The following is a 17,163-nucleotide window of genomic DNA, read 5'->3' on the forward strand; positions in this document are numbered from 1 at the left end:
AATTACTATCTTTTCTGTTTTCCCCGATTCCGTTCGGGACTGCAAAGGTAAAAGGTTTTTCCGTTTCCGCAAAATTTATTTTAAAATAATTTCCTACTTCCCCTTCCTGCCGGCGGAACCCCTTACGGTATCCCCCTTCCGACCCCCTTTTTCTGCCTTTCAGTGCTGTCCCTCCCTCGCGGAGTGGTGCAAAGATAGAACTTTATACACCGCCGTGCAAGTCCTGTGCCCCTTTTTCCGGCCCAAAAACCGCAAACCCCTGTAAACCTGAACGATATTTTTAAGCCGGCTGATGGCTGATGGCAGATGGCGGATGGCAGATGGCTGATGGCAGATAGCGGATGGCTGGTAGTGGATGGCTATAGTCTATAAGCCAAAAGCGGAGGGCAGATGGCAGATAGCAGATGGCAGATGGCAGATAGCAGATGGCAGATGGCAGATAGCAGATGGCAGATAGCAGATGGCAGATAGCAGATGGCTGATGGCTGATGGCAGATAGCAGATGGCGGATGGCAGATGGCAGATGGCGGATGGCAAGTGGCTATAAACCGTAAAGTTGTTGATTTGTAAAGTCGTGAGGTGAAGTTAGATGAGTGAGATTTCTGACTTTTCACTTCTCACTTCTGATTTCTCACTTCTTTATAGCCCCTCAACCCGGGGCGGGGTTTTACTTGGAGGGACCCAAGTAAACAAGGTCCTTCGGCCGAGGTTCTTGATGCTACCGTGCCTTATCCTAGCCTAAACCGTTCCAAACTCACTTCGTTCAGACAAGGAACGGTTCTTAACGGCTATTATGGCGGCCCGCTGACGCAGTCGAACCGATGCCTGTCCTTTCCGACGCTAATAGCGGATAGCAGATGGCTTATGGCGGATGGCTAATGGCAGATAGCAGATGGCAGATGGCTAATGGCATAAATCATATAAGCCGAAAGTGGATGGCGGATGGCTAATGGCCATAAGTCATATAAACCATAAGCTGTGAGCCATAAAGCTATGAGCCATGCTATAGCTTCGCACATACGACGCCCCTGCGGCGCCTTTCCTGCTGTCGTGCAACAGTCTTCCTTAAGGGAAAACAGAGGGTATACAGAGTTTTACCTCTATAAACCCTCTATCAACCCTCTATAAGCCCTCATTTAAACCTCTATTATTCTTACCGCTGACTGGCTTCTGCCCCGCACGTGGACCGGCCATGTACCGAAGGCTGATCTCCACCGGGCACGACTTACATCTTTACGGATTAACGACTTTACAGCTTCACGCGGATCGCTTTCTAAAAACCCAATATTTTTGTAAGACAAAGTTGAAGCAAAGTGAAACAAGCAATTCGACTACGATCTTCGAATAGAACGGATTCAAAAACAGGTAATCCACTAAAAAATAAATGCCCGTAGACTTCAGCGTAATGCTTCCTACTACGACGACTATAAACCTAAACAACTGATTTCCTATCGGTGTTGTGCGGCTGTCGAATGCCCAATAGCGGTTGATTAAAAAATTAACAATGGCCCCGAGAGAGCCACTAACTATATTAGAACCATGAGCGGAAAACCCAAAGACCTGGAGGCAAAATGTATAAATTGCAAAGTCCGACAGGCCTCCAATAAAAGCAGAGATCTGCGCCTTGCCGAAAGAAAGAAAAAAATCCTGCCGAAGTCCCCTATCGTTTTGTTTCATGAGCAGGAACCTCCTTGCTTTTCTTTTCCTCCCAATCTTTTAGGTCACCCAAGTGCAACAGCTTTTTGGTATCAACCCAATTGATAATAAACAAGACGACGCAAATTACTATCACGAGATAATTTATACTTCCGGGGAAAACAACCTCGAGCAACAAGACTGCACATATAATTACGCGGATCTCGGTAGGTCCGAGAAGGCCTGCATCTATCGTATATTTGTCGGTAATACGATAACGCAGCTGTGAAATGATCATTGCCCACCCATACAGCGAGACCAAAGCAAAACCGGAGTACTTAAAATCACCGGGAGCATAGAAGACATAACCCAAACCAATCATCACCGTACTAATCCAATCCATCACAATATCCAGGGCAAAACCATACCATTTCCGCGATTTATTTCTATAGAAAGCTATACGGCCATCTAAAGAATCTCCGAACCATTGTACAAAAAAACCGAAGATCCCCAATAACAACAATGGGCGGTAGACGTATTCCCCTAACAGAAAGCTGCCTAAGATTATCGCAGATCCCAGGAAGCCGATCGCTGTAAGGCCGTCCGAAGATATCCAACCCGGAATACGGGGAACCAGATAAGATATCAGTTTCTGCTCCGGGGAGCTCAATATGTTTGTCCTTTTCCTATCCTGGAAAAGCTTTTTGTTTATTTCTTGACTCATGTGTCTGTTCTTAAAACCAGTTGTTGTCTTTATACCAAAGCAGGCTCTCGTGCAATCCTCTTTCCAAGTCGTACGCTGGCTTATAACCTAATTCACTTTTTGCTTTTGAAATGTCGCATCCCCAATTCTGGGCGGTCAGCTCCCTCAGACGTTCCGGATAAATAACCGGCGTCTTCTCTGATTTCCGGTACAGCCATTGCGAAAACTTTGCCACCTTTTCAACCAATACGAGCGGCACATGCACACGGAAAAGCCTCCGGCGGAACAATCTTTTAAAGATGTCGGCCATGTCATACCGCGAATATATATTACCATCCGTTATGTTAAAAACGGTCATACCGTGCTGCGGCCGTTCACAGGCCAGAAGCAGCAAGTTGACCAAGTCCCGGACGTATACAAATGTAAGATTTTGCGGCGCCTTTCCAATATAGGCGTCCAACCCCTTGTACATTGTATTGAATAGAATAAATAGATCTTTTTCACGTGGTCCATAAACAGCGGTGGGACGAACCACTGTAATCGGTTTGTCTGGAAATCGACGGCTTAACATCTCCTCGGCAGCCTGTTTACTTTTCCCGTAAATTGTTACCGGATTGTATGCGGTATCTTCCGTGATCAGCCCTTCGCCATACTGCAGTGGCCCGATCGCTGCGAGGCTACTTACGAATACGAAACGCTTAGGGGGATATGGAGACTGAAAGGCTGCTTCGATCAAGCGTTCTGTGACTCCTACATTGACAGCCATCATCTGCTCCTGTGTTTTTGCTTTGGTCAAAGCCGCCGCATGGACGACAAATTCGTAATGCTCTTCATGGAATAGCCCCGATAGTGTCATCCCGTCTTCCAGATCCGGATATAAAAACTTGGCAACAAAGGTAGATATGCCATCTATCTGGCTCGATTTCCGGACCAAAGCATGTACTTCGTAGCCCGCTGCGGAAGCGGCCTCAACAAAATGAGACCCGACAAAGCCACTTGCTCCCGTAACTAAAATCTTCTTTTTCATAGCGCCTTCTCGTACAAGCGGTAACGCTTGTAGAACTCTGCGTTAATCTGCTCAATGGCGTGGTTCATCATATAATTATGGTCCAGCATCCAAGAGCACTCTGCTGCTTCGATACCGGACGGTATCGCATTTTTGATGATACGCCCATATAGGCAGGCCTCGATTCCGAGTTTGCGGTAGCCCTCCAATACGCCTAACATCAACACACGGATCGTTTTGATTTTCTTCAAACCGAACAACAGTTTGAAGATCCCGAACGGCAACAGCCGCCCCCGCTTAATTTGGATAAGGACTTCATTAATGTTCGGGATACCCAACGCAAACCCGATAATTTCATTGTCTTTCTCTGCGACTATACAATACTTAGGGTCTAAAATCATTTTCAGATCCTTCGCGGTATGCCTAAATTCGTCGTCTGTCATGGGGACAAAACCAAGGTTTTTATCCCAAGCTTTGTTATAGACCCGTTTGATTTTTTCTGCCTCGCCAGCAAAATCTTTGAGGTTAATCTGCCTCAGAACAATGCCGGAACGCTTTAGGCGTTCCTCCAACTTATCCAACAACATGACGGATCTACGGCTAGCGGTCGCCTTGGTGACCAGGTAGGCCCGTAAGTCTACTTTCTTTTGATAGCCTGCATTGGTTATTAAATCTGCATAATACGGAGGATTATAGGGCATCATAGCCATGGGAGGGCGGTTAAAGCCTTCGACAAGCAGACCGCACGTATCGTTTGTTGTCAGATTGATTGGCCCTACCATCAGGTTGCCGCCCTGCGCTTTAACCCAATCTGCAGCGGTGTCCAACAGGGTATCGGCCACTTCTTGATCGTTGATACACTCAAAGAATCCGAATTGTCCCTCTGAGACATTGTTAAAGGTATTGTGGTTTGTATTCCAGATCGCCAAAACACGTCCTACCAATTTTCCCTCCTTATAAGCTAAAAACGCCTGCGCGGAAGAGTGTTTGTAAAACGGGTGTTTATTGGCAGACAACAGATCTTGTTGCCCTAAAAACAGTTCCGGAACATAATTTGGATCATTTGCATACAAGTCATGTGGCAGATCAATGAATGCAGCTAGTTGTCTCTTCGACTGTACGGGTATGATCTCTACCATCTTACTAGTTCATAAAAGATTCCACTTCCAGCGTTTTAAATACCTTAGCCATCTTTTCTACGGCCTCATCGATTTGATCAAACGTATGCGTGGCCATTAATGAGAAGCGAATTAAAGATTCTTCGGCAGGTACGGCTGGAGCAACGACAGGGTTTACAAATACACCATTATCCTGCAGCATCTTCGTAACATAATATGTCTTATCATTATTCCGTACAAAAACAGGAAGAATAGGACTTTCCGTTGAACCGAGATCAAAACCTGCCTCCAGCAATAATTTTTTAGCATAATTTGTATTCGCCCACAGTCGCTCAATGTGCTCAGGCTCGGTTTGGATAATATCCAAAGCCTTTAAAGTTGAAGCCACCGAAGCGGGCGTCATGCTTGCACTGAACATCAAAGAACGTGCACGATGTTTAAGGTACTCAATGGTTTGTGCATCAGAAGCGACGAAACCGCCTAATGATGCCAACGACTTCGAAAAAGTACCCATAATCAGATCTACCTGATCGGTTAGCCCGAAATGAGAAGAGGTACCCGCTCCCTTATCGCCGATTACACCCAAACTGTGGGCGTCGTCACATAAAATTGCAGCGTCGAACTCTTCCGCTATCTGAACCAGCTCTGGAAGTTTGACAATATCGCCCTCCATACTGAAAATTCCGTCTGTAGCAATTAGTTTTAGACTATCCTCTGGAAGACGTGCTATTTTGGCACGAAGATCTTCCATATCATTGTGTGCATATTTGACCACTTTTGAAAACGACAAGCGGCTGCCGTCAATAATAGAAGCATGATTCCGCTCGTCCAACAGGATGTAATCGTTACGCCCCGTTAAACAGGATAGCGGCCCTAAATTGGATTGGAATCCCGTACTGAACAAAATCGCGGCTTCTTTACCTACATAATCCGCCAATCGCTCTTCTAGCTCTACGTGAATATCCAACGTCCCGTTTAAGAAGCGGGATCCAGCACAGCCAGTTCCGTATTTCGCCAACGCGTCCTGCGCTGCCTCGATAATCCTTTTGTCCGTAGTTAACCCCAAATACGAGTTCGATCCGAACATCAACACGCGCTTACCGTCAATCAAAACCTCCGTATCTTGCTTAGACTGAATTGGCCTGAAATAAGCATATAGGTTGTTAGCCTTGATTGGCTCTAGTTCGCTCTGCAGGAATCTAGCTGTTCTTTCACTTAACTTTCCCTTACTCATGCTGTAGGTATTTCTATTTAATGTGATATAATTTCTATAAAGTAAGCTAATCTACTTTTTGACTTTATTGTATCAATCGTCAAAAATAAAATTATAAATAAAAATATACAATTCTCTCATTTTTAAAAGCAGGCAACTAAAAATTTAATCTACAGCTATTAAAACTCGTTTTGTATACTTTTCAGCCTAAAAAAAACCGGTGCAAACATACAAAACTTCGCCGATTTAACAGCATTTAAAAACCATATGAATATCATAAAATTAAATTATTGTTAAGAGATTACCAATAGTTTCAGATTAAAAGTTCTGCAAAAGAACAAAATCGTTATTTTTGCTGTTAAACTGTTTTAACAATGGGCATCGCAGCGAACGTAAACATAAAAAATAAACGGGCATCTTTTGAATATCATCTCCTTGATCGGTACGTAGCAGGGATATGCCTATTAGGGACTGAAATCAAGTCCATCCGCGAGGGTAAAGCTACCATAAATGACAGTTTTTGTTCATTTTTTGACGACGGACTGTATATCCGCAATATGCACATTGCCGAGTATTCCTTTGGCTCGTTTTATAACCATGAAGCTAAACGGGACCGGCAGCTTCTGCTTACTAAAAAAGAACTAAAAAAACTGAAAGAGAAAGGCGAGGAAAAAGGCTTTACCATCGTGCCGTTGCGTATTTTTATCAATGAAAGAGGATTTGCGAAAGTCGAGATAGCGTTGGCCCAAGGAAAGAAGGATTTCGACAAACGGGAGACAATCAAAGAACGCGAAAGCAAGCGTGAACTTGAACGCGTCATGAAACGCTAGTAACCTATCCGGGCAATATATTGGCCCGGCGTGACACCTTCCCGTTGCTTAAAAAGCCGAATAAAATAATTGACATCGGAGAAACCGGAAGAAAAACAGGCTTCTTTTACGCTTTTGGTGGCGCGGAGAAGCTTTTTCGCATATGCTAGTCTTTCCCTGATCACAAACTCCATCGGGCTGACATTAAACCGCTCTCTAAATGCACGCGAAAGCGTACTCTTGCTCATCCCCGCCTGTCGGGATAGCTGATCTATCGAGAGCTTTTCTGCGATATTCTCCTTGATATAGTGCCTAAGAGCCGTGAAAATACTGCTATTACGCTCCGCCGATTCCGACAGCACCAGCAGTCCCTGCATTTGCATAATCCGGATCATAAGTTCCTTGAGCACCAAATCTGCAAGGGCGTCCTTGTGCTGATCGCCGCTGAGGCTTATCTGAAAAAGGCGGTTGATCAGCCGCGTTAACTCTTCGTTGTTGCTAAAATGAAATTTATCCAGCTGAAAGGACCATCGCATGGCACGCTCCGTCTGCGGGTAAAATTCGTTGAGGTAATTCACCACTTCGACGATTTTATCGGCATCCACCGTGATGGCCGTGCACTGCGTCGGAGCATCTATGTTTGCATCCGGAAAATCAATCTGCATCCTCGTACCTTCGGGTAACAGCAATGTGGCTCCCGGATAATAATCGAATGAAGGCCTTTGTTGGAGATGCATCACCTTCTTACCCCTAATCATATTAATGATAACGAGCTCGGCAAACTGCAGGGGCACTAATGAGGACGTTTCGTATGTTTCGAAGATACTAAGTTCAAAACTCGACATTGTGTAAGCTCTCCTGTTTTCAACCAGGGTATTCAACTCCTGCTTTTTCGAGAAAGGCAGAACATTTAATTGGTTAGTATTACGCATACGACCTCCTATCTGATCCTATCAAATTTACATAAATCCGCGGTCATCTGCAAATTCAGCGCATCGTCATCAAGCGCTTAGCCGTCTGCTGCCGTCCTCTTATGCCGTCACGATGGCACGGGATCTGACATGGCCGGATTGTGCTAGTGTTTGATGCAAAAATGCTATCCAAAACACGCGGGAGCGTTTAAATTTGATCAAGCTAACAACACTTTAAAAGTATAAGTAACATGAGTGCAATTAAAAAACCGACGTTTAAGGAACGTTATGACAATTACATAGGTGGCAAATTCGTTGCCCCTACCCTTGGCAAATACTTTGATAACGTCTCTCCGGTGGATGGGAAGGTCTTCACACAGGTGGCTCATTCCACAAAAGAAGATATTGAACTTGCCATCGACGCTGCCGTCAAAGCCTTTGAAGTATTCGGAAAAACATCGCCTACCGAGCGAAGCATCATGCTCAACCGCATCGCCGACCGCATTGAAGAAAATCTGGAGTACATTGCAGCTGTAGAAACCATAGATAACGGAAAGGCTATCCGCGAGACGCTCCTAGCCGACATCCCCCTGGCTATAGATCATTTCCGCTATTTTGCAGGCGTCATCCGGGCCGAAGAAGGATCTATCAACGAGCTCGACAAGAGTACCGTTTCAATCATCGTACATGAGCCAATCGGCGTTGTTGCGCAGATTATACCGTGGAACTTTCCCATCCTGATGGCGGTATGGAAACTGGCTCCCGCGCTTGCCGCCGGAAATTGCGTGGTACTGAAACCTGCCGAAAGTACGCCGACGTCTATCATGGTCCTCATGGAAATCATCGGCGACCTCATTCCTCCCGGCGTAGTCAATATCGTAAACGGCTTTGGATCCGAGCTCGGACGGGCGTTGGTCACCAACCCAAAAGTTGCCAAAGCCGCCTTCACGGGTTCAACTGCTACCGGAAGGATGGTCATGCAATATGCGACTGAAAACATCATCCCCGTAACGCTGGAACTCGGCGGAAAATCGCCCAACATCTTCTTCAGTTCCGTCATGGACTATGATGACGACTTTCTAGATAAAGCCATCGAAGGAGCGGTATTATTCGCCCTGAATCAGGGTGAAATCTGCACGTGCCCGTCCCGTCTTCTGATCCAGGAAGACATCTATGACAGCTTTATCGCCCGTGTTATCGACCGCGTAAACCAGATAAAAGTGGGCGATCCGTTGGATCCCGAAACGATGATGGGGGCCCAGGCCTCTAAAATACAGAAAGACAAGATCATGTCTTATATCCGCTTGGGCAAAGAAGAGGGGGCAGAAGTATTGACGGGCGGTGATGAAAATCAGCTGGACGGAGATCTAGCCGGTGGTTACTACATACAACCTACGCTTTTCAAAGGGAACAATAAAATGCGGATCTTCCAGGAGGAGATTTTTGGTCCGGTATTGGCCGTCACAACTTTTAAAGATGAGGAGGAAGCCATCGCTTTGGCAAATGACACCATCTATGGCCTTGGAGCCGGTGTGTGGACTAGAGATGCTCACCAGCTCTATCAGGTGCCGCGTGCGATACAAGCCGGCCGCGTCTGGGTCAATCAGTACCACGCCTACCCGGCAGGTGCACCCTTCGGTGGATACAAGCAGTCGGGCATCGGCCGCGAAAATCATAAAATGATGCTCGACCACTATAGGCAAACAAAAAACATGCTGATTTCCTACAACAAGGCAAAATTGGGATTTTTCTAAACAGCACAAACTATATGTCCAAAAATGGGGTTATTAGGCAAGTGATAATCCCATTTTTTATCCATGCAAATCATGACACAACGATTATCCGTAACGGAAAAAGCAAGCGCACTGATCCGCGGGTTAGCGGAAAAACATGGCGACCTTCTGTTTTATCAGGCGGGCGGCTGCTGTGAAGGCACACAGCCACAATGCTTCGAAAAAGGCTCATTCTATCCGCGTATGAACGACGCTTTGATTGGTCGCGTGGAAGGGTACGAATTTTGGGTAGACCGCGACCTTTTTGAATATTGGAAACATGCACATTTTACGCTGGATGTCGTCGACGGATTCGGCCCCGGAGGCTTTTCTCTGGAATCGCCCTTGGGAAAGACATTTAAGATTCATTACCGGCTTTTCTCCGACGAGGAGCTGCGGGATCTAGCTCCTGTGGAGCGCATGGATTGACACCCCCGGCGCCCGTGGAATGACAATCGTTCTTATCTGAGACCGGGTAAGAAACCTCACGAAACCCTCCAAATAAAGTGGAATAAACTGTACCTTCATTAAAAAGTATACATGAGCAAATTATTCAGTCAACTCACCTTACGAAACATCGTCCTGCCGAACAGGATCGTGGTATCTCCTATGTGTCAATATTCATCAGAAGACGGATTCGCCACCGACTGGCATCTCGTACACCTTGGTCAGTTTGCCATCGGCAAAGCAGCCGCTATCATTCAGGAGGCTACCGCCATATCACCGGAAGGGCGTATATCCTTTTGGGACCTAGGGATATGGAAAGATGAGCACATTGAGAAGTACCGACAGATCACATCGTTCATCAAATCGCAGGGAAGCATTCCCGGCATCCAGCTCGCTCACGCCGGACGTAAAGCCAGTGATAACAGGCCGTGGGCTGGCCGAGGACAGCTGTCGTCCCAGCACCCCAATGGCTGGCAGACAGTGGCCCCTTCGCCTCTTCCTTTTCAGGATGACGACATGACGCCTGTGCCGCTCAGCGATGCGGACATAAACAGACTGATAGAAGACTTCCGGAAGGCTGCACAACGGGCGATAGAGGCAGGCTATCAGATTATTGAGATACACGCAGCCCACGGCTACCTCATCCATCAATTTCTATCGCCACTAACCAATACGCGGACCGATGCATTTGGAGGTAGTTTTGAAAACCGTATCCGCTTTTTGCTGGCAATCGTTGATGTCGTGCGGCCCGTGGTTTCGGAGGGGTCTCTCTGGGTGCGTATATCGGCAACAGATTGGGCAGAAGGGGGCTGGGACCTCGCACAGAGCATAGCCTTGGCGAAAACACTGAAAGACAAAGGCGTTGACGTTATTGACGTGTCTTCCGGCGGTGCCGTAAAACATCAGGTGATACCTGTCGAACCGAACTACCAAGTGCCGTTTGCCGAAGCTATTAGACGGGAAACCGGTGTCACAACCGGTACCGTGGGCATCATTACCTCCGCGAGACAAGCAGAAAATATTATAGCAGATGGACAAGCCGATTTCACCCTCATTGGACGGGCCTTTCTCGATGACCCGCACTTTGTATATCATTCCGCCCGCGAACTGGGGGTATCCCTTGACTGGGCGCCACAATACAGCAGGGCAGAGAAAACGATCACCTCTGTGCAACGCTTTACATCGGAATAGCGCTGGGTCTAGCCTTCGATAGCCAATCCTTCAAGAACAGGGATTGGCTTTTTATGCGCATCTAACGCCACAAATGTGAACATTCCCTGAATGGCTAGCTCCCGCCCTTCGTCATACATCTTTTCCAGGAAGATCTCCACTTTAACTTTCACGCTAGTGCGGCCCACACTATGAACCCTCGCAACGGCCTCGATGATACTGCCCGAGGGAATAGCCTTCTCAAAGTCTATACGGTCTGTTGATACGGTTACCAGTCGTTTACGGCAGAAACGGGTCGCCGCCATGAACGACACCTCATCCATAATGGCCATCGCCTTGCCTCCGAAAAGGGTGTCGTGGTGGTTGGTAAGAAAGGGGAAAACCGTCGTGCAAACCCGCGTCTCTGATTGATTGATCCGCTCTTCTAATGTCATATTTTAAATAGTTTCTGCAAAAGTAAGTATTTTAGGTCGTCTCGACATCCACGCCGATACCTTTTAGAAGCAACGAAGCATTGAATATGGTGCACCGTCCTTCTTTCAGTTTGTAGTCAAACAGCATCTCGCCTTCTACGACCTGGATATCGAAGTGAAAGTTCCGCAACTTCCCCGGGTTTTCCTCTTCGAGCGACGCCAGCTGGAGGTCGTGCGTAGCGACCATCCCACGTCCTTCCATTTGGAGCAGCTTGCGTATAATAGCCCTTGATCCGAGGTATTTGTCCACCGAGTTCGTGCCCCGCAGCATCTCATCAATTAGAAAGAAGCTGTCGGGATGGCGTTCCACTGTATCCAGAATAAACTTCATGCGGTCGAGTTCGGCTTTGAACGTAGACGTGCTTTCGTTCAATGAGTCTTTAATACGCATGTAGGAGATTAAGCGGTAAATAGGCAACTGAAAGACCTTTGCACATACAACCCCTCCCGCATAGGCGAGAACCGCGTTTATGCCGATGGTCCTTAAAAAGGTGCTCTTCCCCGCCATATTCGACCCCGTTATCAGGGCTATGTCGTGATCTTCATTACTATAGCTGTTTGACACGGGCAGTCCGGCTGCTATCAAGGGGTGGACAATTTCCTGCGCCGTGAGGGAATCGGCTAAGGGATCTTCTGCGATCGCAGGGGTTGCCCATGAAGGATGATTACGCTTTAATATGGCCAGTGAATTTAGGCTTTCAAAAGAGGCAATGATGTCGAAGGCTATAAGAATATTTTCCTCATATAGAGATTTCCAACGCACAATCTTCAGAACATACTTAAAGTCCCAAAGAAAGATCATATTCAAAACGGCGCCGACCAACATGTTGTTACGGGCGTCGAGGTTGTTTATCAACTTTGACAGCTCCCGGAAAGCGTCAGAAAGCGGTCGGTCGGCAATAAACAACTGCTTCTGTAGCCGGATATTTTCCGCGGCTGTAAATTTCCGGTCTTCGATCAACACCAGCCCCTCGGCGTAAGCTGCCAGCATCTGTCCCACCTTGTCGATCTTGCTGGAAAAATGACTGACTTTACCCGCCATAGCAAGAGTCCAGCATAGATGAGCCAGGGCCAGCATAGCGATCCAGGACCATATGGGAAATACGAGTAAGGAAAACAGAACGGCCGCCAGGAGTAAAAACGGAGCGGCCTGAACATAGTACTTCATCGCAGCATTCCCGAACGTAAGGCCAGAACCCCGAAAGTAGCGGGCCAGATAGGATTTCACCTCCGTTTGCTGTTGAAGGTTGAACACGAGCTTCGACTGAAACGCCTGACTCCAGTGTATATCTTCGGCCAGTTCCGCGACGGCAGCCTGTCGTCTCCTGATCGTCTCTTTGGGCGCAGCCTTCTGAAACCAGCCTGCGAGGATATCCACCCCCAGCTTCGTAGCACACCGGTTTACCAACGAAAACAGGGAAAACTGACCAAAAATATCGAGATCCGCACTATAAGGATGCCTTCCATCTTCGAATTTTCCACCGTCGTCATACATCGTGTTCCGCTGTTCCTTGAGCTGTATTTCATTTTCGTTGATCAGGAGATACGCCTGCTGATGATCCCGTTGCTTTTCCAGCAGGCTTTGCCGGCGAACCAAATAGGCAAACAAAAGCACGATGGCCAGTATTACCCCTATAACCAGTAATACGCTATTCGACGAGAAGGTATAAAACAGCAGTGCGCCGCCTCCTAGAATGACAAACAGCCGCGCAAAGCTGTTTTGGTTAACAGCCTTATTTAGCCGCTGTATTTCCCGTTGTGCCTGCTCGATATTTGTCTGATAATGTTGATAGATCATGCCATAAAAATAAAACTTTCATCCGCTTTGGGTGCAGGAAAAAACACAAAACCGGAGATTCATCAAAAAAAGATTAGGCATGCAAAATCCCTTTGGCGGAAGATACGGGCGCTGGCGTTTACAGTTCTCTTCCTATGCGCTTACCAGGCTTGATCGCCCACCAGCGGAACAAAGCGGAACGTATCAAGCTCAATCCGCTCGAAATCGTTTTCCCCGACACGGAGAATAGTAACCATCTTTTGCGACTTCTCGTCGCCGACCGGAATTACGAGGAGACCTCCGTATTTAAGTTGTTTCAACATAATTTCCGGCACAAACGGAGCGCCCGCCGTGACGATAATCTTATCGTAGGGCGCATGTTCAGGTATCCCGCGGGAGCCGTCGCCTAGAAAAAAGTGCGGTTTATAACCCATATAGGGCAGCACCTGTATAGTCCTGTGGTATAGGTTTTCCTGACGTTCAATTGTATAGACTTCTGCACCAAGTTCCAATAAAATACACGTTTGATAGCCCGAACCCGTCCCGATCTCCAACACTTTATCCCCTTTTTTTACATGTAGCAGCTCGGACTGGTACGCTACGGTATAAGGCTGGGATATAGTCTGCCCGTCTCCTATCGGAAATGCGATATCGCGGTAAGCCTGATTCCAAAAGGTCTCATCGAAGAAAAAATGTCTGGGCACCTTTCCTATTGCCTGTAACACCCGCTTATCTTCTATACCCCGTTTTTCCAAGGTCTTTACGAGTTGCTTACGAGCACCCTTCTCCCGATAATTATCTACAAACTTATATGCCATTATACCTCAAAAATACCATTGTTACTGCATATTTACCGTAATAAAGTGCAAAATGTTTAAGGTCAAGGCGGTATAAGTTGGGCCGTTTCGTTATCTTCGTAGCTGATGATTTTTGACTTGACCGTGTGTTCTCCCGCCAGGCTTTCTTCCTCCTCGGGGGAATTTTGGGTAAGTCTCTTGGAATGATCACATCCAAATAGGAACAGCGCTATGAAGAAATTACTTTTATTATTGATCAGCCTTTTATGCTATACGGCGTACATCTATGCGGTGCCGTTAGCTGCTGCGGATAGTATTGTCAAAATATTAGCAATCGGCAACAGCTTCTCCGAAGATGCCATCGAAAACCACTTACATGAGCTGGCTGCTGCTTCTGACAAAAAGACGGTGATCGGAAACCTGTACATCGGGGGGGCGCCCCTTTCCCTGCATGTGGAAAATGTCCGAAATAACAACGCTCATTACAGCTACCGCAAAATAGCCGTCGACGGCACGAAAACGACCACGAGCAACGTCAGCATCGCACAGGCGCTCGCTGATGAGGACTGGGACTATATCAGCTTCCAGCAGGCGAGCCCGCTCTCAGGCAAATATGAAACCATCGTTGCCAGCCTTCCCGAGCTTATCACCTATGTCCGTACACAGGTAGGATCTTCCCCTAGGTTTGTATACCACCAGACATGGGCATACCAACAAAACTCCCAACACGAAGGGTTTAAAAATTATAATAGGGATCAGATAGCGATGTACAAAGCCATTGCGGAGACCTCGAAGAAAGTTAGTAAGCTGGGATTCTTCGAGCACCTCGTCCCTGCCGGCACCGCCATACAGAACGCAAGAACCAGCTCCATGGGCGATACCTATACGCGGGACGGCTACCATCTGCAACTCGATTATGGACGTTTTACAGCCGCCTGCACGTGGTTTGAGAAAATATTTGGGGAAGATGTCCGCAAGAACTCTTACAAACCCAACAATGTTACCGATGTACAGGCCATAATCGCCAAAGAAGCGGCCCATAAAGCAGTAAGGAAACCCTATCGCATCTCTGCCGTCAGGCACTGAGATAGTACCTGACGGACTAAAGTTAGGTTACTCTGCTCTGAACCGTATTTCAGGCTACTATCGGCCATCAATAGCTGCAAGAATACCCGTCACTGTCGCCTCAAATTCCTGTAAGGCTAAGCGCTCTCTGTTAATGAAATCATTGTCTGCCAGAGCGCCTACAACTTCTTCCATCTCTTCGTAGGAGCTGTAGACCATTTGCTTAAACGGGTTTTGGTAGTCCTTTGTCCGCGATGCTGCAATTTCACTAAAAATCCACTTACGTGTTTCCAGTGCCTCTCCTATAAGCTCTTTCACGAAATCCAGATCCCACGCAGCGACGGGTATGCCCGCGATCTCTGCCAGCGATGCCACGGCATGGGCTAACTTATCTGCCGGATATTCCCTGCTCCATAGATGATAGCTGGCATGTATGTCGTCCCAAGAGGATATGGCTCCCGCGCGCACCTCGTCCAACAGAGACTGCAGCTTGTCTTCCGGAATAAGCTGCCCGCCAACGTTTTCGAAGTACCGACGTCCGGCAGGAAGGGCAATCATTTTCCCAACCAATTCCGCAAACGTGGTTTGCTGAAGTTCCGAAATAATCTGCAGGGCCGCATAGTATCTGATCATGCGGATATAGACGCGGTAAGCTTCGCGCGGCTTAGCAAGAACGACCTCCCTTTTGGAAAACTCCACATTGTCGACCAAGATATCTTTTTTGGGAAGCGGTCCGTCTGCTAACAGCACGGCTTTTCCGGTCAGCAGCAGATCAGCATCGTCACCTATTGAGCTGCATGCTCTTCCGACAGCCTTCTCTATTTCCCGTAGCGCTTCAAACATCTCATTGACCGTATCGGGAGCCAGCACATCATATTCGATATATTGATTTTTGAACTTACGCTTATCACGGGCATGAAACTTCGACGTGTTCCGCATCAGCGCATACATGTTATACAAAAACCAATAGCCCGGCACGATGACAAGGCGGTTGGTATGCACTTCGTTACTAACGAGACAAAAGGGAAACTTTATGTCGAGCTCGTGAAGAAAATCGCCCTTTACAATCAAGGTGTATGACGCGAACCGGGAATTGTGCTTGAGGCTCACACACAACCCGGGCCAAAATCCTCTACCGGCAACGATTTCGCCGTCCGCAGCGCGGGAGTTGTGGTTAGATCCCACCGTCGCTCCTGCAGCCATATTACTCTGTCCTTTTATCAACGCCGCACACAGAAACGAGTTGTTATGATGCTGTTCATGGGCCGGAAAGATCAGCGAATTGAGAACCTCACAACAGGAAATTGTTGAATTGTCTCCTAAGAACGAGTTGATAAGACGGGCTCCATATTTAAGCTGCGAATTGGACGAAAGAATAAAACGGACAGCCTTTACGCCATAAAATATACGGCATCCGTATCCGATAATCCCATTTACAAGCTCACATCCTTCGCCAATTTGCGTAAACGACTCCCCGGAAGAATTTATCGTTAGGTTTTTTAACTTATTGACGCCTTTAATATAGGCGTGACTGCCGATTTTTACATCCTTAATAGTATGTGTATTCTTGATAACACAACGGTCACCTATCTCGCTGTAGTATCCGTGTTCCTTCGTATAGCGCCGATCGGTCATCTCCTGAAAGCGTTCCTGTAAAACGTGGTCCTGACGGTTTCTGGACCACAGGAAGACATCGCCCGCCTGCATACCATCGAAGGGCCATACCGAGCGTCCACCATTTTCATTGCAGAGCTCCAGCTTTATCCTTCGTTCTTCCACATCTCCGGTTTTCAAAATGCCGTTTCCGAATTTTGCATTATGGCTCGTCTCCATCTCGTTGACGTTGGATAACATCACCTCATTGCCTACAACGAAGTGCGACATATAACGGACATGATGGATGGCTACCGCATCGCCGAGGTCGCAGCTGACAATCGTAGAATGGTAGACGCCTGTAGGCAGCCGCAGATCGCGGTAATTTAGGTAGATATCTTCCATATCTCCGATACGTACCAGCCCGTAAAATTTGCAATATTGAATCTGCTGCGGGATAAATTTGTCCGTGACCAGCACGTCGTTCCAATTGTTAGCGTAATTCTGATGCTCCACGAGCACGGCAATTTCGGCCGCTGTCAGGCGACGGAAATGCCGCCCGCGCGGAAACTGCACATCCCGCTGCACATATTCACCTTCGGCAGGGCAATATTCCTCCGGAATGAAGTGATAGCCAAGCCCCGATAGTTTTTCCTTAATGATTTCCGCCATAT

15 protein-coding genes are annotated in these 17,163 nt (G+C 47.3%); 5 read left to right on the forward strand and 10 right to left on the reverse strand.

Going from position 1 to position 17,163, the window contains the following annotated elements; genetic code table 11:
• Positions 1-1,257: 1,257 nt before the first annotated feature.
• From BC792_RS06055 to spt, 5 genes are read right to left on the reverse strand one after another with little or no spacing between them, the layout of a single operon-like run.
• Positions 1,258-1,677, reverse strand: a complete 420-nt coding sequence (locus tag BC792_RS06055) for a GtrA family protein (protein ID WP_148908095.1) — start codon at positions 1,675-1,677, stop codon at positions 1,258-1,260.
• Entirely contained in the window at positions 1,661-2,359 is a 699-nt protein-coding gene (locus BC792_RS06060) for a CDP-alcohol phosphatidyltransferase family protein (RefSeq protein WP_148908096.1), read from the reverse strand. Before BC792_RS06060 ends, BC792_RS06055 begins: the two co-directional genes overlap by 17 nt.
• Positions 2,360-2,369: 10 nt before the next feature.
• Positions 2,370-3,365, reverse strand: coding sequence for an NAD-dependent epimerase/dehydratase family protein (locus tag BC792_RS06065; RefSeq protein ID WP_148908097.1), 996 nt, complete (start codon positions 3,363-3,365; stop codon positions 2,370-2,372).
• Positions 3,362-4,483, reverse strand: coding sequence for a hypothetical protein (locus tag BC792_RS06070; RefSeq protein WP_148908098.1), 1,122 nt, complete (start codon positions 4,481-4,483; stop codon positions 3,362-3,364). The genes BC792_RS06065 and BC792_RS06070 overlap by 4 nt, the downstream gene beginning before the upstream one ends.
• Positions 4,484-4,487: 4 nt before the next feature.
• Entirely contained in the window at positions 4,488-5,696 is a 1,209-nt protein-coding gene (gene spt / locus BC792_RS06075; protein ID WP_148908099.1) for a serine palmitoyltransferase, read from the reverse strand.
• Between the two features lie 353 nt (positions 5,697-6,049).
• Between spt and smpB the strand changes: the two genes are divergently transcribed.
• The gene (smpB, locus tag BC792_RS06080; protein WP_148908100.1) at positions 6,050-6,505 is read left to right on the forward strand and encodes an SsrA-binding protein SmpB; all 456 of its coding nucleotides are present in this window, start codon (positions 6,050-6,052) and stop codon (positions 6,503-6,505) included.
• Here the strand turns inward: smpB and BC792_RS06085 are convergent.
• A complete protein-coding gene (locus tag BC792_RS06085) occupies positions 6,502-7,416 on the reverse strand; it encodes an AraC family transcriptional regulator (protein ID WP_148908101.1) in 915 nt (304 codons plus the stop codon). The two genes, smpB and BC792_RS06085, sit on opposite strands and share 4 nt — an antisense overlap.
• Positions 7,417-7,646: 230 nt before the next feature.
• Here BC792_RS06085 and BC792_RS06090 point away from each other — a divergent pair, with 230 nt between their 5' ends.
• The 3 genes from BC792_RS06090 (at position 7,647) to BC792_RS06100 (ending at position 10,805) form a co-directional block, all read left to right on the forward strand.
• Complete coding sequence (locus BC792_RS06090) at positions 7,647-9,149, forward strand: aldehyde dehydrogenase family protein (RefSeq protein ID WP_148908102.1); 1,503 nt, start codon at positions 7,647-7,649, stop codon at positions 9,147-9,149.
• A gap of 72 nt (positions 9,150-9,221) precedes the next feature.
• Entirely contained in the window at positions 9,222-9,596 is a 375-nt protein-coding gene (locus BC792_RS06095) for a DUF779 domain-containing protein (protein ID WP_148908103.1), read from the forward strand.
• A 111-nt stretch (positions 9,597-9,707) separates the two neighbouring features.
• The gene (locus BC792_RS06100) at positions 9,708-10,805 is read left to right on the forward strand and encodes an NADH:flavin oxidoreductase/NADH oxidase (protein ID WP_148908104.1); all 1,098 of its coding nucleotides are present in this window, start codon (positions 9,708-9,710) and stop codon (positions 10,803-10,805) included.
• Positions 10,806-10,813: 8 nt separating this feature from the next.
• On the opposite strand, the gene BC792_RS06105 is transcribed toward BC792_RS06100, so the two are convergent.
• The 3 genes from BC792_RS06105 to BC792_RS06115 form a co-directional block, all read right to left on the reverse strand.
• Complete coding sequence (locus BC792_RS06105) at positions 10,814-11,218, reverse strand: acyl-CoA thioesterase (protein ID WP_148908105.1); 405 nt, start codon at positions 11,216-11,218, stop codon at positions 10,814-10,816.
• 31 nt (positions 11,219-11,249) lie between these two features.
• The gene (locus BC792_RS06110; RefSeq protein WP_148908106.1) at positions 11,250-13,055 is read right to left on the reverse strand and encodes a MutS-related protein; all 1,806 of its coding nucleotides are present in this window, start codon (positions 13,053-13,055) and stop codon (positions 11,250-11,252) included.
• Between the two features lie 140 nt (positions 13,056-13,195).
• Complete coding sequence (locus tag BC792_RS06115) at positions 13,196-13,852, reverse strand: protein-L-isoaspartate(D-aspartate) O-methyltransferase (protein ID WP_148908107.1); 657 nt, start codon at positions 13,850-13,852, stop codon at positions 13,196-13,198.
• A gap of 210 nt (positions 13,853-14,062) precedes the next feature.
• Between BC792_RS06115 and BC792_RS06120 the strand changes: the two genes are divergently transcribed.
• Complete coding sequence (locus BC792_RS06120; RefSeq protein ID WP_148908108.1) at positions 14,063-14,917, forward strand: DUF4886 domain-containing protein; 855 nt, start codon at positions 14,063-14,065, stop codon at positions 14,915-14,917.
• Between the two features lie 57 nt (positions 14,918-14,974).
• Here BC792_RS06120 and BC792_RS06125 read toward each other — a convergent pair whose 3' ends face one another.
• Positions 14,975-17,161, reverse strand: coding sequence for a DUF4954 family protein (locus tag BC792_RS06125; RefSeq protein ID WP_148908109.1), 2,187 nt, complete (start codon positions 17,159-17,161; stop codon positions 14,975-14,977).
• Between the last annotated feature and the right edge of the window lie 2 nt (positions 17,162-17,163).

The sequence above is a fragment of the Sphingobacterium allocomposti genome, assembly GCF_008124885.1.
Lineage (GTDB): Bacteria > Bacteroidota > Bacteroidia > Sphingobacteriales > Sphingobacteriaceae > Sphingobacterium > Sphingobacterium allocomposti.

Coding starts and splice junctions, on each gene's coding strand:
- BC792_RS06105 (WP_148908105.1), bottom strand. CDS start 11,218: ATGACATTAGAAGAGCGGATCAATCAATCAGAGACGCGGGTTTGCACG.
- BC792_RS06120 (WP_148908108.1), top strand. CDS start 14,063: ATGAAGAAATTACTTTTATTATTGATCAGCCTTTTATGCTATACGGCG.
- BC792_RS06065 (WP_148908097.1), bottom strand. CDS start 3,365: ATGAAAAAGAAGATTTTAGTTACGGGAGCAAGTGGCTTTGTCGGGTCT.
- smpB (WP_148908100.1), top strand. CDS start 6,050: ATGGGCATCGCAGCGAACGTAAACATAAAAAATAAACGGGCATCTTTT.
- BC792_RS06095 (WP_148908103.1), top strand. CDS start 9,222: ATGACACAACGATTATCCGTAACGGAAAAAGCAAGCGCACTGATCCGC.
- BC792_RS06085 (WP_148908101.1), bottom strand. CDS start 7,416: ATGCGTAATACTAACCAATTAAATGTTCTGCCTTTCTCGAAAAAGCAG.
- spt (WP_148908099.1), bottom strand. CDS start 5,696: ATGAGTAAGGGAAAGTTAAGTGAAAGAACAGCTAGATTCCTGCAGAGC.
- BC792_RS06110 (WP_148908106.1), bottom strand. CDS start 13,055: ATGATCTATCAACATTATCAGACAAATATCGAGCAGGCACAACGGGAA.
- BC792_RS06125 (WP_148908109.1), bottom strand. CDS start 17,161: ATGGCGGAAATCATTAAGGAAAAACTATCGGGGCTTGGCTATCACTTC.
- BC792_RS06060 (WP_148908096.1), bottom strand. CDS start 2,359: ATGAGTCAAGAAATAAACAAAAAGCTTTTCCAGGATAGGAAAAGGACA.
- BC792_RS06115 (WP_148908107.1), bottom strand. CDS start 13,852: ATGGCATATAAGTTTGTAGATAATTATCGGGAGAAGGGTGCTCGTAAG.
- BC792_RS06100 (WP_148908104.1), top strand. CDS start 9,708: ATGAGCAAATTATTCAGTCAACTCACCTTACGAAACATCGTCCTGCCG.
- BC792_RS06055 (WP_148908095.1), bottom strand. CDS start 1,677: ATGAAACAAAACGATAGGGGACTTCGGCAGGATTTTTTTCTTTCTTTC.
- BC792_RS06070 (WP_148908098.1), bottom strand. CDS start 4,483: ATGGTAGAGATCATACCCGTACAGTCGAAGAGACAACTAGCTGCATTC.
- BC792_RS06090 (WP_148908102.1), top strand. CDS start 7,647: ATGAGTGCAATTAAAAAACCGACGTTTAAGGAACGTTATGACAATTAC.